The following is a 13,268-nucleotide window of genomic DNA, read 5'->3' as shown; positions in this document are numbered from 1 at the left end:
ACGGACTCTTTCTTGGCATACGCAACCCCCAGTCGAAGGAATGCATCAAGATGCCATACACGGCCAAACTTATCAAGAATATACGTGGCCGTATTTACGAAACTGCCTACTAAGGCACGGTGCCCTGCAGGAGCAGCAGGGTGCCGCGGTCCGAACTCCCTCCGAAGTACTTCTGCAGGCATGAGCGGAAGACCGTCGTGGACGAATCGGCAGTGATCGAGAACAGCGTCATCGACGACCAGAACTTCTGATCGTCCGGCGCGCCGAAGATCTCGCCGACGCTGCGGTCTTCGAGGGCCAGCACGATCTCGCTGCACTGCCGGAGGCGCTTGCCGAGCACCGCATGCTCGAGATAGGCGCGTGACTCCTCGAGCGAGGCAATGGCGTATCGCTGCGCCATCATGCTGCGGCCCAGGCCCGCCAACTGCGGAAAGACGAACCACATCCAGTGGCTGCGCTTCTTGCCGGCGCGCAACTCATCCATCGCCGTGTCGATCACGTCGGCCTGGGCATCGACGAAGCGTTGCAAGTCGAAGGGGTCGTTCATGGACGAGCACCTCCTGTAGGCGGCATCTGTCTGCGGTTGACGAAGTATGCCGCGTCCATTCTGCTTCAAGTAGGCGTGAAATCCATGAGCTTGAGAAAAGGAGATCACCATGTTCAGCGAAGCGATCCATTGCCGCGATACGGAGACCGTCAGATTCGCGATCTACCCGGATGGCTTCGATGGTCCGCGCATCATCGCCCGCATTTCCGACAGCGCGCTGCACGACATCTTCGAGGCGCCGCGGGACGATGCGAGCCTCGCCGCCGCCTGCCAGGCGCACTTCGGCCGGATCGAGGCCAAGGCGCTGGAACGCCATCACGCCGCGCCGCAGACCGCCGTGCTGCTCGAGACCGCCGACTTCTGCGCGGAGTCCGAGGCTGAATTGAGCGTCGCCTGAGAGCGCCGAGCCTGGTGCGCCCAAGGGGGGGGTCTACTTACTGTGCCAGTTCGGCCTGGGCGCGTATCAATGATCGATCCGACACACCCACCACTCCCGAGAAGGGCGTGTCGAGTTCGAGGATGATGAAGATCGAGCAAGCGAAGGCCAGAGCGCAGATGCCCAGCGCAAGATAGACGGTGCGGTTGCCCACGAGAAACACACCCAGCCCGAAGTAGATGGCCGTGACCCAGCCAATGACGATCACGAGCAGCGCGGTGGGTACCGTGCTCGTCCCGTGTTCCGCGACGAGCACGCGGTCGTGCGCGATGGTGGTCGAGAGCTGCATCGCCCGCGTCTGGTGCCACTTCTGCGCATCGGTGCGCGGCGTGAGCGACAGGATGGTCTGCTGAAGTTCCGAAACCGCACGCAGGTTCCCGAACCAGTCCCTGTCGGCGAGATCACGACGCCCTTCCCGACCAGCCAGCCGCGTGATGTCCTCCAGCACTTCCTTGAGCCGCAATCGCGCCGGCTGAGCCTCTTGGCCCAGCGCCAGCAGTGTCCGGTCGAGCAGCACGATTGACGTGGCGGTCTGCACCAGCTCCGCCTCGCGCTCATCGAACGAACGCTTCGCCGACGTGATCATCAGGCCCAGCACCAGCGCCAGAAGCGTCGCAAGCATTCCGATGCCGATCTTGGCCGAGTCGCGGGCGTCGCTGACCAGATGGTGGCTGGGAAGAACAGCCGACAGCCGGATGCCCAGTCCGAGGGCTGCCAGCGTGAGCAGGAGGACGGTCGCTGCGATGGCGTAGGAAATCATCCGGGCAAAGGGTGACCTTGAGTGTGGCGCGTATTCTTGCCGAGCAAGGGGCAAGGCGCCAAAACAAAAGGCCGGTCAGTTGAACTGACCGGCCTTTGCCGTTGTTGGTCGGTGTGAAAGGATTCGAACCTTCGACCCCTTGCACCCCATGCACTTAAATCGTGCTTTTGGGTGATCTGAGTTGATCCGAAGCGAGACAAAGAACAGCGCGATAACTCGTTGATTTACAACACATTTTCCGGAATTCTTTGTCTCAAGACACGCACAACTGATAGCATCTCAGCGCCGGCGATTTAGGACGCCGTAGGACGCGGAGATGGCAACGATCACAATTAAGGCCCTGGAGGCTGCGACGAAGCCGCGAGCCGAGGAATGGAAGTTCACCGTTGAAAAGAACCTCTATGTGAGGGTCGCGCCGGACGGCGTGCGCACATGGTTGGTTCGCTACGTGGTAGACGGCAGGCAGAGGCAGGCGCGGCTGCCGAAGCCCTACGGGATGGGCCCCGGCTGCATGTCCCTCGCCGACGCACTGGGAGAGAACCAGCGCATTCAGTCGCTCGCGCGCGCAGGTGTCGACTTCCAAGAGCAGGCGATCGAGGCAATCGAGAAAGAACGTGCAGAGGCCGCAGAGCGTCGCGCAGCGGCCGAGCGCGAGCGTGCCGCCCTGCTCCCCTTCGCTGACCTGTTCGACGCGTGGCTTGACGCTGGCGTAAAGCGCAAGGACGGCAATGACGAACTGCGCCGCGCGTTCAACAAGGACGTGCTGCCCGCCATCGGCAGCAAGCCGGTGAAGCACATCACCGAAAGCGACCTGCGCGCCTTGCTTCTGGCGATCGTGGCTCGCGGCCGCAACCGCATGGCCGTGCGCGTCTATCGCGACCTGGTGCAGCTATTCGCGTGGGCCGAGAAGAGGCAGCCGTGGCGCGCGCTGCTGATCGAGCAGAACCCCGCCGCCCTGGTGAACATCGAGACCATTGTGGCCGCGCACTACAACCTTGACGACACGCGCAAGCGCCGCCTGTCGCCGGCCGAACTGCGCGAACTGCGCGACATCTTGGCGCGCATGGGGGCCGACCGCGCGGCCGCCGAGAACAAGCGAGCGGTGGCGCACGGGTTGACCGAGGCGAGCCAGATCGCGCTGTGGCTGTGCCTGTCGACCATGTGTCGCATCGGCGAGCTACTGCAGGCCCGATGGGAGCACGTCGACCTCGCTAACGGCGTCTGGACCATCCCCGAGGCGAACACGAAGCAGACGAACGCCGCACAGGATGATCACATCGTGTTCCTGAGCCCCTTCGCTGTGCGTCAATTCGAATCCCTGCTCAGGATTCGAAAGAAGGATTCGAAGTGGTGCTTCCCTGCCCGATCGGCCGAGGCCGGCGACAGGCACATCGACCTCAAGACCGTTTCGAAGCAGATCGGCGACCGCCAGATGATGTTCAAGGAGCGCAAGGCCCTCAAGAATCGGCGCAACGACAACTCGCTGGTGCTGTCCAAGGGATCGACCGGCGAATGGACGCCGCACGACCTGCGCCGCACGGGCGCCACGATGATGCAGGCGGCCGGCGTCAACCCCGACGTCGTCGACCGCTGCCTGAATCACGTTCTACCCGGCGGTAGCAAGGCGCGGCCGTCCTACCTGCAGCATGACTACGCCCCCGAGAAAGCCTCGGCATGGGACGTGCTCGGCCGCGAAATAGAGGCCGCTCTGGCCGCGGTCTGAAATGCGCACCAAGAATGCGTAATAGCCAATCTATTGCGCACATTTGGCCCCCATAGTTTTTCCATATATACTGTGTATCAACTGATTTCACGCCCTGCCTATTCGTGGCGTGAGATAACCCGCAGTCTCGCGGGCTTCCAACCAGAGATATCGAGGTGGTCGACCGGGCTTAGCGCCAATGGGGCCGATGCATAGACAGGCTACACCCGTACTCGGGTCGAGATGGAGCGCACCGCGAGGTGTAAATCAGTCGGAGTCGTAAATCCGGCGCGGCGATCAATCGGGCAGGTTGATCGGAATTGGAAAACCGTGCCTGGAAATTACCTCATGTCTCGACCAGCAAAAGCTAAGCCGGCAATTCCCGTCGCGCTTCAGAACTTCGACTCCCTGCCCTCTGCCGCAAATGTGCGCGTTGACGTCGTCAGCGGCCTATGCGCACAAAGCGTGGCCACCACTTGGCGCCGCGCTCGCCTCGACCCCGCATTTCCGAAGCCCCGGAAACTCGGCCCCCAACTCACCGTTTGGAATGTTGGCGAATTGCGCCGGTATTTGAACGGCGGCGCCGTGGCCGCGCTGGTATGAATCAAGCGCAATCCTCAGCGCCAGGCGCTCGGCCGCCGACATGTTGAATTCGACCTCATCGGCGAACACGGAGAGCAGCGCGTGCCTGTCGGCCGGCGCAAGCCCTGCGAGTTCCTTCAATTGTTCACTGGTCGGGCATCCCTCGCCCCGCAGGGTGTGCGGGAGCATGCGATCGAAGATGGCCTTTTGGCCGACGTTGAGAGTAGTGATCATTTCGTTCTTAGTTAATTGCCGCAGTAATTCTGCGGTGGCTAAACTGTAATGAAACAATGTGTCACAGGTCAATTCAATAACCCCGTAGCTAAATCGGATACGCAAATGGTTAGCAAATATTTAGCAATTGTTCAGCAAAAAGAAAGCCCCGAAGGGGCGAACCGATCGGGGCTTTTGAAAGTGTGCCTCGCTACTCAATCAAGACACATGAGCATTATTACCGTATGACAGCACAAATAAAAAGGCCGGCCCTGGCAGGGGCCGGCGCTTCGGAAAATCAGCCCACTGACCAAAGCAGGCTTGCACACAATTCTATTGCGCATAAGCGAAATGATCAAGCCTTGGCCGACGGTCTGCAACCGATCGTCTCGCGCGTGCGCACCGAGAACACCGCGATCAAGCTGCCCGACGGTAGCCGGTGGACCGATGAGCCTTTGACGCACGCGCGTCTTCTGGAGCACGTCGGCGGCGGTCTCGCGCGCGGCGTGTGCCCTATGAAACGCGGCGAGACGACGACCCGGCTTGCCCTGTTCGACCTGGACAGCCACAAGGGGGCGACGCCATGGGACGAGATGCGCGACGTCGGCCGCAAGCTTCGCGATCACCTGGAAACCTGGGACATCGAAGTCATCGCGTTCCGGTCGAGTGGTGGCCGCGGCATGCACTTGTTCGTGCTCTGGAACGAACCGCAGGACGCCTACAGCGTGCGCGAGGCCATGGCGGGTCACCTTGCAGCCATTGGCTTCGCCGAAGGCGCTGGCGGAGTCGCCTCGCGACAAATCGAGGTTTTCCCGAAACAGAACGAGATCAGCGCAGGCGGGTTCGGCAACCAGTTCATACTGCCGCTGGCCGGAAAGAGCGTGCCGCTCGACACCGACATGATGCCGCTGCCGCGCGAGGCGATCATCGGCATGTCGTGGCCCACCAGTGCGCCTGTTGCGAAGCTCGACAGGCCGCCGCTTTCTTTCACCACCTACGGCAATCCGGACCCAATCGACAAGGTGCGCCGCGCCGCGCTCGCGATCCCGAACGACGGGTCGCACACGGAGATGGACTACGACTGGTGGTTCAGGCAAGTCTGCGCGATCCACGAGGCGCTCGGCGGGAGCGCCGACGCCTTCGCCGTTGCCGTCGAGTTCAGCGAACGCAACCCCGTCTTCAAGCGCGACTTTTTCGAACAGCGCGTATGGCCGTACCTCGGGCCGCGCGATGGCGCAGTGACGCGCACGCGCGCGTCACTCTACGAAGAGGCCGACCGGCATTCGACCGACTGGCGCAACGTGCCCAACAGCGCCGAGGGGTTCGACGACCTCCCGGTCGAACAGAACCCCCTGCCAGCGTTCGCCCGCAGGACGCCGTCAGGCGTGATCAAACCAACAATCACCAACCTGCTCGCGGCATGCCGTCGCGCCGATGTGTGCGGTTTCCGCCTTGGGCGCGATCGGTTCAAGGATGAAGTGATGCTTGCCCTGCCGAACACCGACGAGTGGCGCCCGTTCACCGACGCGGACTACACCTGGCTGCGCGACCATCTCGCACGCATCGGGTTTGCCGAGATCGCGAAGGAATCTATTCGCGATGCTGTGCACGCGATCGCAGATGAGCACTCGTTCGACTCGGCGATCCTCTGGCTTGAATCGCTGCAGTGGGACGGCGTCAAGCGGGTAGGCACGTTCCTGTCAGCCTATGCTGGTGCGCTGGACACGCCGTACACACGCGCGGTTAGCAGCTACCTCTGGACCGCTCTGGCGGGTCGCGTGCTGTCCCCCGGCTGCCAGGCCGACATGTCGCCCGTGCTTGTCGGTGCGCAGGGTGTTCGCAAGTCGTCGCTGGTGAAAGCCATGGTGCCTAGCATCGAGCACTACACCGAGATTGACCTGCGCGCCAAGGATGACGACTTGTCGCGCAGGATGCGCGGCCGGCTCGTTGCCGAACTCGGCGAACTGCAGGGCATGGGGTCGCGCGAGGTTGAGAGCGTAAAAGCTTTCATCACGCGCTGCTATGAGAACTGGGTGCCGAAGTTCAAGGAGTTCCAAACCCTATTCCCGCGGCGTCTCGTGTTCGTTGGCACTACGAACAAGGACCAGTTCCTGTCCGACGAAACAGGCAACCGGCGCTGGCTGCCCGTGCGTGTTGAGACGATGTGCGACCCCGACGCCGTCGCGCGCGACCGCCTGCAGTTGTGGGCCGAGGCCGCGGCGCTGTTCCGCGCAGGTGGTGTCCGTTACCAAGAGGCTGAGCGATTGGGCCAGCATGAGCACTCCGACTTTGTCGAGGTCGACGCCTGGTGCGAGACCATCGAGACGTGGCTTGCGTCGCCGTGCGCGGACGCGGCAGCCGGCCTCACGATTTGGGAGGTGGCTTGCGGCGCGCTCTCCATAGAGCGCCGCAACTTTGACCGGGCCAAGGAAACGCGGATAGGTAAAGCGCTGCGGACCATGGGGTTTACGCGCCGGCGTGTGCGTCGCGGCGGCGTGCTCACGTATTTGTACTCGCGCGTTCCTACTGTCCCTACCTGATTCCTACCTCACGCAGAGCAGGTAGGAACACCGGCTTTCCCAATGAAAACATGTTGTGTTCCTACTGTTCCTACCTCATCCCTTAAAGGCATCTGAAGTAGACCGTTGAGTGCCAGATTAAGTGTCCATTCAGTGCAGTACAGGTGCCTAGGTAATTAAAGGGAAATGGGTGGGAACAGAGAGAACAGTGGGAACACCCCGGCGGCCCACCCGCCGCAAACCAATGTAACGATCCTCATGTCAGCACCCACGCCAACCTACCAATCCCGCATGGCACTCGCCATCCTGCGCGATGACGTGCAACGCCTCAGCCGCGCGACCGCAGCTAAGTGCCGCGTCTACCTAACCACGATCACCATGCCCGACCTATGGGCCAGCGCGCTAGTACGCGACCTGGATGCACGCGCAGGTGACACGCCGCGGCCCGACTTCGATGCACTTGTGGTGGAGGTCGGCAAGCCTGGCCGCTGGACACCTGCGTCGCGTGTCGGCGACGCATGGGACATGCGCCTGTGGCTCGGCGCTGTAGAGACGCTTGCGGCACTGCACGCGCCCTCGCCCTCAACCGCACTGTGATCGACGCGCCTGCGGCCCGCTGAGCCCTGCCGTGCGCCACGTCGGCAGGTGGCACCTGCAGCGCTAGCGGCCGCATAGGGGGCCCCTAGTGGGCGCCAGCGACCGTGCGGGGACAAAGAGGCCCGGTGCTCGCGAGTTTTTAGGCTCGCAAATCTTGATTTGCTATCAATTTGATAGCGCGACACATTGGGACGGCATGGGGTTAGGCCCCTTCGCGCCCCTTCCCATCTCTTCGGGTTACTTCGCCTGCCTTAAAGGCGAAAAAGTGCCGCAGCCCGTTTTCAGGCGTCTTCAAGACACTGCCTGAATGACATCCTCAAACATCAACAAACCCCCGGCGCTGATGACCCTGCGCGCCGCGGCGGACCGTCTCGGGGTTCCCATTCGCCGGCTCCGCGCGAGCATCGAAGCCGGGCAGGTTGGCGACGTTTGCGTCCTCGACCTCTGCGGCGAACCGTTCGTGCATGCGGACCGCGTCGAAGCTTTCGCCACTGGCCGCACCGACCTGCCCGCCGCCGAAGGCACTGACCTGTTTGCGGCGGAATGAGCATGCCGTTTTTCAAGTTCAAGAATTCGGCGAGCGGCTCGACGCTGTCGATTTACGACGAGATCGGCGTTTTGGGCGTTCAGGCGAGCGACTTCCGGCAGCAACTCGACGCAGTCCAGTCCCCTACCCTCGCCCTCGAAATCAACTCGCCTGGCGGCGACGTGTTCGCAGGCGTCGCGATCTACAACATGCTGAAGGCGTCGGGCAAGACGATCGCCGTCAAGGTCATGGGCGTGGCCGCAAGCGCCGCCTCGCTGATTGCGATGGCCGGTGACACGATCGAGATGCCTGAGAACACCTTCATGATGGTGCACAACCCGCTCACGGGCATCTACGGCAACGCCGAAGACCTTCGGGAAGCCGCCGACGTGCTCGACAAGATCGGCGAGAGCCTGCTTGCCGCCTACGTCGGCAAGACCGGCATGCCTGAAGCCGAGATGAAAGCGCTACTTGCGCACGACACCTGGCTGACGGCCGGCGAAGCGCTGACCAAGGGCTTTGCAACCAAGGTCACCCCGGCCATCAATGCGCAAGCCTCTTTCAGCATGAAGCGCGCCGACCTGCCGGCGAACGTCGCTGCGATGTTCAAAGCCGCGACGCCGGTCGGCGCCAGTGTGTACGACGTTTGGGCCAAGCGCCGGAACCGCCAAGGAGCCAAGTAAATGACGACGATCGATGTTGACCGGCTAAGCGTCCTTCTGGAACGCGCCGACGACGCGCGCACGGCAGCCGAACAAGCGCGCAGGCACCTGCAGGACGCACAGGCCGAACTGCGCGACCACAACGAGCAAGCGGCAGCAACACAAGCGCGCGTCAACCGTGGGCACGCGTTTCCGACGGCGCAGGCACAGATTGAAGCCGACGAAGTCACCCGAAGCGCACTTGAGGCTCGCGTCGAGCGCAGGCGCGCCGCGCTGCCCGCACTTGAACGCAGCGCGTCCGCGTGGGCCGGCTATCAGACGACGCTTCGCGACTTTGCCCAAAAACACGGGGTTCAACTATGACCAACATCGCGAAAAAGATCGAAACCGTGCGCGAGCAAATCGCCGCGCTCGAATCGCAGCTTGCCGACCCGGCGCACGTGCACATGTCGCGCGCGGAACTCCGCGACGTGCTCGTCTCGCAGATCGACGAATGGCACGACCGCGCCACGGCTCGCATTGCGGACGACCTCGCGGCCCTCGCTGCGGGTGATTTCGCAAACCTGCTGGTGACGCCGACGGAGGACCGCGGCTATGAAGAGGATGTAAGGGCGTTCATGACGTTCGCGATCGGCAAAGACGCGATGTTGAATCGTTTCGAGCCGCTGCTCGCCGATATGCCGGAAGGCATCGATGCCGCACGCCGCGCGCAGCACCTGGCCGGCATCAAGGCCGAACTCGTCAAGCTCGAACTTCGCGAGGACGAGTTGCTGCGCGAGGCTGATGCACAAGGGATTGCCTGGCTCCCTCGCCCCGGCCAGCGCGCCGAGCCTGCCGTTCTGATTGGTTACGGCAAATGAGCAGCCTGGACCTCGAACACGACGAGCCGGACGAGTATCTGCCGCCGGTCGCACCGGCGCCGGCACAGCACCTCGAAACGCCTTGGCAGCGCCTAGAACGAATGCTGCGCACGCAGGCAGCCTTGCGCACGCGTCACAGCCTGACGATGGATGCCGACGACCGCGAACGACTGCGGCGCCTGATCGCAGAGCGTGACGCCGGCATCGCATACCAGCGCGGCGTCGCCGAGAGGGTCGCCAAATGAGCGGCGAGATCACCTGCCGCCGCACTGCCGCCGCACTGCTAGCGCTCTCGCCAAACGCCGCCAGCTTGGCCGCTGCGGTCGCCTGGTGCACACCCGGCCGACCGATGCACTTGTTCGTGTTCGGAGTGGACCCGAGACACCCCGCGATGGCCCAACTTTCACAAAGGACGCCGAGCAGATGACACCCAGCGCAAAGCGACGGCAGCAACGCGTCGCCGCGGCCATCAAGTCGCGGGGCTTGCGCGTCGAGTACATGGGCGCTGGCCCCGCCGTGCGCATCGTGGGCCCCGGCGTACACCTCACCGCGGCATCAATCGACCACGTCGCGCCGGACGACCTGGTGCCAGTCGGCACTTGGTTCGGCGAGGCTCCCGAACCGGCCGGACGAAATCACCGAACAACGAAAGAAGTAGCGCATGGCATCCAGCAATAACCGCGACGTCAAGTTGAAGCTCGGCGTCCAGACCGACGCCAGCGAGCTAACGGCCCTCACCGCCGAACTTGAAAAAACGATCGCGACGACGAAGCAACTCGGCAAGGCGGCCGACGCTGCGGCGATCGAGGCGGCCACCGAAAAGCGCGCGCTCGACGACAAGCGCGAAGCGCTCGCGCGGATGCGGCTCACCACCAGCGACGCCGACAAGGCGACCGACGCCTACCGGGCGACAGTCAAGGCGGAGCAGCTTGCCATCCTGGACGCGCGCACGGCGTTGCGCGACAAGAATGCCGCACTGGCGGCCGCGAATGCCGCAGTCCAAAAGTCCGCGGCCTACGAAAAGGAACTCGCAGACAAGGTTCGCGCGACGACGGCCGAACATGCCAAGATGGGCGAGACTGCTCGCACTGTTACGGGCGACCTGGCTGGCATCGGCCAGCAACTGCGCACCATTCAGCAACTGGCCGGCGCAGCGATCGGCGGGCAACTGCTCGGCGGCATGGTCGGCGACGTCGCCAAGACCGCGGACGCATACGCGAACCTCTCCGCGCGCATCAAGTTGACGACCGGCGACGGCGAGGCATTCAAGGCCACGCTCCAAGGTGTGTTTGACGTCGCGCAGCGCACCGGCACCTCAGTCGAGATAGTCAGCGACCTGTTTAACAAACTGGCTGCCGCCGGCAAGCAGATCGGCATCAGCAACAAGCAGGCGCTCGCGCTCACGGAGACCATCACGCAGGCCGTGCAGTTGTCCGGCGTCAGCGCCGACAGTGCAAGCGCCGCGATCGTCCAACTGGTGCAGGGCATGCAGTCCGGCGTCTTGCGGGGCGATGAGTTGAATTCGGTGCTCGAACAGACGCCACGACTTGCGAAAGCGCTTGCGGACGGTCTCGGCGTCACGACCGGCGAACTTCGCAAGCTCGGCGAAGCCGGCAGCCTCACGTCAACGCAGGTTATCGGTGCGCTACAGGGTCAAGGCGCCGCGCTGCGCGCCGAGTTTGACCAACTGCCGCAGACCATCGGGCGATCGATCACGAACCTGTCCAGCGCCTGGACGCAGTACGTCGGCGAAGTCGACAAGGCGCACGGCGCCAGCGCCACCATTGCCAGCGCAATCAACAGCCTGGCAAAGAACCTGGACACGGTCGCGACCGTGCTCTATGACGTCGGCAAAGCCGCAGTAGCGTTTCAAGCGGTTCGCCTGGCGCAGACGTTCACCGGCATCGGCGTCGCTGCAAAGGTAGCGACCGCCGAGACCGCTGCATTCACCGCCGCACAGACCGCGGCCAACGCGGCCACCGGCGGCACCGCGGCCGGCGTCGGGCGCCTGGCCGGCATCCTCGGTACGCTCAAGCTCGGCGCGCTGGTCGGTGTCGCGGTCAACATCAAAGACATCGGCACGGCGATCGGCGAGCAGTTCGGCAAGTGGTCCAAGTGGGGCGACGTCATGCGCGACGCCGAGGGCCGCATGCGCGCACAGGAGGCCGCTGCGCGCGCCCTGGCCGAGACCAATGCAGCGTTGGCGCAGAAAGCGCAGATCGCCGCGGATAAGGCGCTTGGGCTCGGTGCGGAGGCGACCGCGCTAGTTGGCGCATTCGACAAAGCGCGCCTGGCCGGCGAGACCACAGCCGACGCGCTCGGCAAGGTCGCGAAGGCGCTGGACCTGTCCAACGTGCAAGGCATCAACGCCGCGATTGCCGCTCTCGACGCGTTGGCAGTGCGCGGCAAGATCACCGGCGACCAGATGCGCGATGCACTCTCGGCCGCGCTGCGCACTGAAGACCTCGGCAAGTTCAGGACCGAAGCCGCGGCAGCATTCGACGGTAGCGAGATCGGCGCGCGCCGCCTGGCCGCTGCGATCGACGCCATGGGTGAAGAGTCGCTGCGGCGTGCGGGTCTCTCGGCGCAGGAACTGCGCACCGGATTCGGCGCCGCGTTCGCCAGTTCCATTAACGACGCCGACACACTGGCGGCAACTTTGGACCGGCTCAAGGCCAAGGGCCCCGAGACCGGCGTGGCGCTCGCACGGGCGCTGGATAAGGCCACGGACGCGGCAGGCACGGAAAAGGCACTGCGCGCCGTCATTGAGCGATTCGAGGCACTCGGCGCCGCTGGCCGACTGTCGGGCGATCAGGTCGCGACGGGGCTGGAAAAGGCGCGCGAGAAAATCGAAAGCCTGCTGCCTGGCGTGAGCAACCTGCGCGAAGCATTGCACGACTTCGGGATCAAATCGTCCGACGAGATGCAGGCGACCGCGTCGCGCTTCGCCGACTCGTGGAAGATCATCCGCGACAGCGTCACGACCAGCTTGGATGACAAGATCGTCGCGTTCGAAAAATATGCCGCTGCAGCGGCCGCCGCGAACAGGGGCATAGAGACCTCGGAAATCTCCCTGCAGCGCGAGATGCTCCGCACGCGGCAGGTCGCCGCGCGCGGCACCACCCCCACGAACGGCACGCCGCTGCAACCGGACAACCGCACCACCGGCGACAACACGCCGCGCCACGATGGCCGCTTTCAACTGTCCGACGGCCGCAACCTGGACGGCAGCTACCGCAATAACGCCGACAGCCTAGGGATCATCGGCCCGAATCAAGACGTGCACTCGACGATCAATCAGGGGCTTGATCTCAGCAAGGGGCTAAACACGTTGCCGATCGACAAGGCGATGGACGTCCTGCAGCGAGGCATGCAGAGCTTCGGTGCCTCCGACCTGGCCTACTTGCAGGAGGCATTGCAGCAGGCCAAGAACGCCAAGCAGCAACTCGACGCGATGGAAAAGCTAAGCGCGGGTTCGGTCTCGGTCGGCGCGCTCCGCGACGCTGCCGCGATGGTCACGGCAACGACAAACGCCGTCGACAAGGCCAAGCGCCTGGACGCGGCAGCAAAGAACGCCGGGGGCAACACCACCCACAACGTGAACATCACGCTCCCCAACGGACAGAGCGACTCCATCGGCGCAGCGAGCGCTGGCGACGCGTCGCGCCTAGCCGGTCTCCTGTCGCAGTTGGGGCAAGCGAAGCGGGTCAGCTAAGGTTTGTCGGGAAACCCTCGCGGATTTTCTGAGAACCGCAATGCCGCTACACTTCGCATCGCTCGGGCCAGGTCGCCCGACCGTGCGAGGCGCTACGCCCCACATCGCCGGTTATTGCGCTACGCACCGGTGCCCGCTCTGAGCGCTAC

General features: G+C 63.8%; 14 protein-coding genes. 11 read left to right on the top strand and 3 right to left on the bottom strand.

The window, feature by feature from the left end; translation table 11 throughout:
• Positions 1–109: 109 nt before the first annotated feature.
• Positions 110–547 carry a DUF1810 domain-containing protein gene (locus WKW77_RS10105; protein WP_340356702.1) on the bottom strand — a complete coding sequence of 146 codons (438 nt, stop codon included), beginning with the start codon at positions 545–547 and terminating at the stop codon, positions 110–112.
• A 109-nt stretch (positions 548–656) separates the two neighbouring features.
• Here WKW77_RS10105 and WKW77_RS10100 point away from each other — a divergent pair, with 109 nt between their 5' ends.
• Positions 657–944, top strand: coding sequence for a hypothetical protein (locus tag WKW77_RS10100; RefSeq protein WP_340356701.1), 288 nt, complete (start codon positions 657–659; stop codon positions 942–944).
• A gap of 37 nt (positions 945–981) precedes the next feature.
• On the opposite strand, the gene WKW77_RS10095 is transcribed toward WKW77_RS10100, so the two are convergent.
• Positions 982–1,743 carry a bestrophin-like domain gene (locus tag WKW77_RS10095; RefSeq protein ID WP_340356700.1) on the bottom strand — a complete coding sequence of 254 codons (762 nt, stop codon included), beginning with the start codon at positions 1,741–1,743 and terminating at the stop codon, positions 982–984.
• A 316-nt stretch (positions 1,744–2,059) separates the two neighbouring features.
• Here WKW77_RS10095 and WKW77_RS10090 point away from each other — a divergent pair, with 316 nt between their 5' ends.
• Positions 2,060–3,466, top strand: coding sequence for a tyrosine-type recombinase/integrase (locus tag WKW77_RS10090; protein WP_340356699.1), 1,407 nt, complete (start codon positions 2,060–2,062; stop codon positions 3,464–3,466).
• A gap of 429 nt (positions 3,467–3,895) precedes the next feature.
• On the opposite strand, the gene WKW77_RS10085 is transcribed toward WKW77_RS10090, so the two are convergent.
• On the bottom strand, positions 3,896–4,261 hold the full coding sequence (locus WKW77_RS10085; protein ID WP_340356698.1) for a hypothetical protein: 366 nt from the start codon (positions 4,259–4,261) through the stop codon (positions 3,896–3,898).
• Between the two features lie 341 nt (positions 4,262–4,602).
• On the opposite strand from WKW77_RS10085, the gene ligD reads away from it, so the two are divergent.
• From ligD to WKW77_RS10040, 9 genes are all read left to right on the top strand, one after another.
• Positions 4,603–6,780 carry a non-homologous end-joining DNA ligase LigD gene (gene ligD / locus WKW77_RS10080; RefSeq protein WP_340356697.1) on the top strand — a complete coding sequence of 726 codons (2,178 nt, stop codon included), beginning with the start codon at positions 4,603–4,605 and terminating at the stop codon, positions 6,778–6,780.
• 270 nt (positions 6,781–7,050) lie between these two features.
• On the top strand, positions 7,051–7,356 hold the full coding sequence (locus WKW77_RS10075; RefSeq protein WP_340356696.1) for a hypothetical protein: 306 nt from the start codon (positions 7,051–7,053) through the stop codon (positions 7,354–7,356).
• Positions 7,357–7,663: 307 nt separating this feature from the next.
• Positions 7,664–7,903, top strand: coding sequence for a hypothetical protein (locus tag WKW77_RS10070; protein WP_340356695.1), 240 nt, complete (start codon positions 7,664–7,666; stop codon positions 7,901–7,903).
• Between the two features lie 2 nt (positions 7,904–7,905).
• Positions 7,906–8,565 carry a head maturation protease, ClpP-related gene (locus tag WKW77_RS10065; RefSeq protein ID WP_340356694.1) on the top strand — a complete coding sequence of 220 codons (660 nt, stop codon included), beginning with the start codon at positions 7,906–7,908 and terminating at the stop codon, positions 8,563–8,565.
• On the top strand, positions 8,566–8,907 hold the full coding sequence (locus WKW77_RS10060; protein ID WP_340356693.1) for a hypothetical protein: 342 nt from the start codon (positions 8,566–8,568) through the stop codon (positions 8,905–8,907).
• Positions 8,904–9,404: a hypothetical protein gene (locus WKW77_RS10055; RefSeq protein ID WP_340356692.1), complete on the top strand. Its 501-nt coding sequence runs from the start codon at positions 8,904–8,906 to the stop codon at positions 9,402–9,404. The genes WKW77_RS10060 and WKW77_RS10055 overlap by 4 nt, the downstream gene beginning before the upstream one ends.
• Positions 9,401–9,649 carry a hypothetical protein gene (locus WKW77_RS10050; RefSeq protein WP_340356691.1) on the top strand — a complete coding sequence of 83 codons (249 nt, stop codon included), beginning with the start codon at positions 9,401–9,403 and terminating at the stop codon, positions 9,647–9,649. Before WKW77_RS10055 ends, WKW77_RS10050 begins: the two co-directional genes overlap by 4 nt.
• Positions 9,650–9,827: 178 nt before the next feature.
• Complete coding sequence (locus WKW77_RS10045; RefSeq protein ID WP_340356690.1) at positions 9,828–10,082, top strand: hypothetical protein; 255 nt, start codon at positions 9,828–9,830, stop codon at positions 10,080–10,082.
• Positions 10,066–13,119: a tape measure protein gene (locus tag WKW77_RS10040; RefSeq protein WP_340356689.1), complete on the top strand. Its 3,054-nt coding sequence runs from the start codon at positions 10,066–10,068 to the stop codon at positions 13,117–13,119. The genes WKW77_RS10045 and WKW77_RS10040 overlap by 17 nt, the downstream gene beginning before the upstream one ends.
• Positions 13,120–13,268: the final 149 nt, after the last annotated feature.

Source organism: Variovorax ureilyticus, assembly GCF_037889935.1.
GTDB lineage: Bacteria > Pseudomonadota > Gammaproteobacteria > Burkholderiales > Burkholderiaceae_C > Variovorax > Variovorax ureilyticus.
Note: the sequence above shows the minus strand (reverse complement) of the source record. Positions and strands in the feature narration are given on the sequence as shown.

What these genes read in the sequence shown, in the direction of transcription:
- WKW77_RS10105 (WP_340356702.1), bottom strand. Translation starts at nt 547, where the DNA reads ATGAACGACCCCTTCGACTTGCAACGCTTCGTCGATGCCCAGGCCGAC.
- WKW77_RS10100 (WP_340356701.1), top strand. Translation starts at nt 657, where the DNA reads ATGTTCAGCGAAGCGATCCATTGCCGCGATACGGAGACCGTCAGATTC.
- WKW77_RS10095 (WP_340356700.1), bottom strand. Translation starts at nt 1,743, where the DNA reads ATGATTTCCTACGCCATCGCAGCGACCGTCCTCCTGCTCACGCTGGCA.
- WKW77_RS10090 (WP_340356699.1), top strand. Translation starts at nt 2,060, where the DNA reads ATGGCAACGATCACAATTAAGGCCCTGGAGGCTGCGACGAAGCCGCGA.
- WKW77_RS10085 (WP_340356698.1), bottom strand. Translation starts at nt 4,261, where the DNA reads ATGATCACTACTCTCAACGTCGGCCAAAAGGCCATCTTCGATCGCATG.
- WKW77_RS10075 (WP_340356696.1), top strand. Translation starts at nt 7,051, where the DNA reads ATGGCACTCGCCATCCTGCGCGATGACGTGCAACGCCTCAGCCGCGCG.
- WKW77_RS10070 (WP_340356695.1), top strand. Translation starts at nt 7,664, where the DNA reads ATGACATCCTCAAACATCAACAAACCCCCGGCGCTGATGACCCTGCGC.
- WKW77_RS10065 (WP_340356694.1), top strand. Translation starts at nt 7,906, where the DNA reads ATGCCGTTTTTCAAGTTCAAGAATTCGGCGAGCGGCTCGACGCTGTCG.
- WKW77_RS10060 (WP_340356693.1), top strand. Translation starts at nt 8,566, where the DNA reads ATGACGACGATCGATGTTGACCGGCTAAGCGTCCTTCTGGAACGCGCC.
- WKW77_RS10055 (WP_340356692.1), top strand. Translation starts at nt 8,904, where the DNA reads ATGACCAACATCGCGAAAAAGATCGAAACCGTGCGCGAGCAAATCGCC.
- WKW77_RS10050 (WP_340356691.1), top strand. Translation starts at nt 9,401, where the DNA reads ATGAGCAGCCTGGACCTCGAACACGACGAGCCGGACGAGTATCTGCCG.
- WKW77_RS10045 (WP_340356690.1), top strand. Translation starts at nt 9,828, where the DNA reads ATGACACCCAGCGCAAAGCGACGGCAGCAACGCGTCGCCGCGGCCATC.
- WKW77_RS10040 (WP_340356689.1), top strand. Translation starts at nt 10,066, where the DNA reads ATGGCATCCAGCAATAACCGCGACGTCAAGTTGAAGCTCGGCGTCCAG.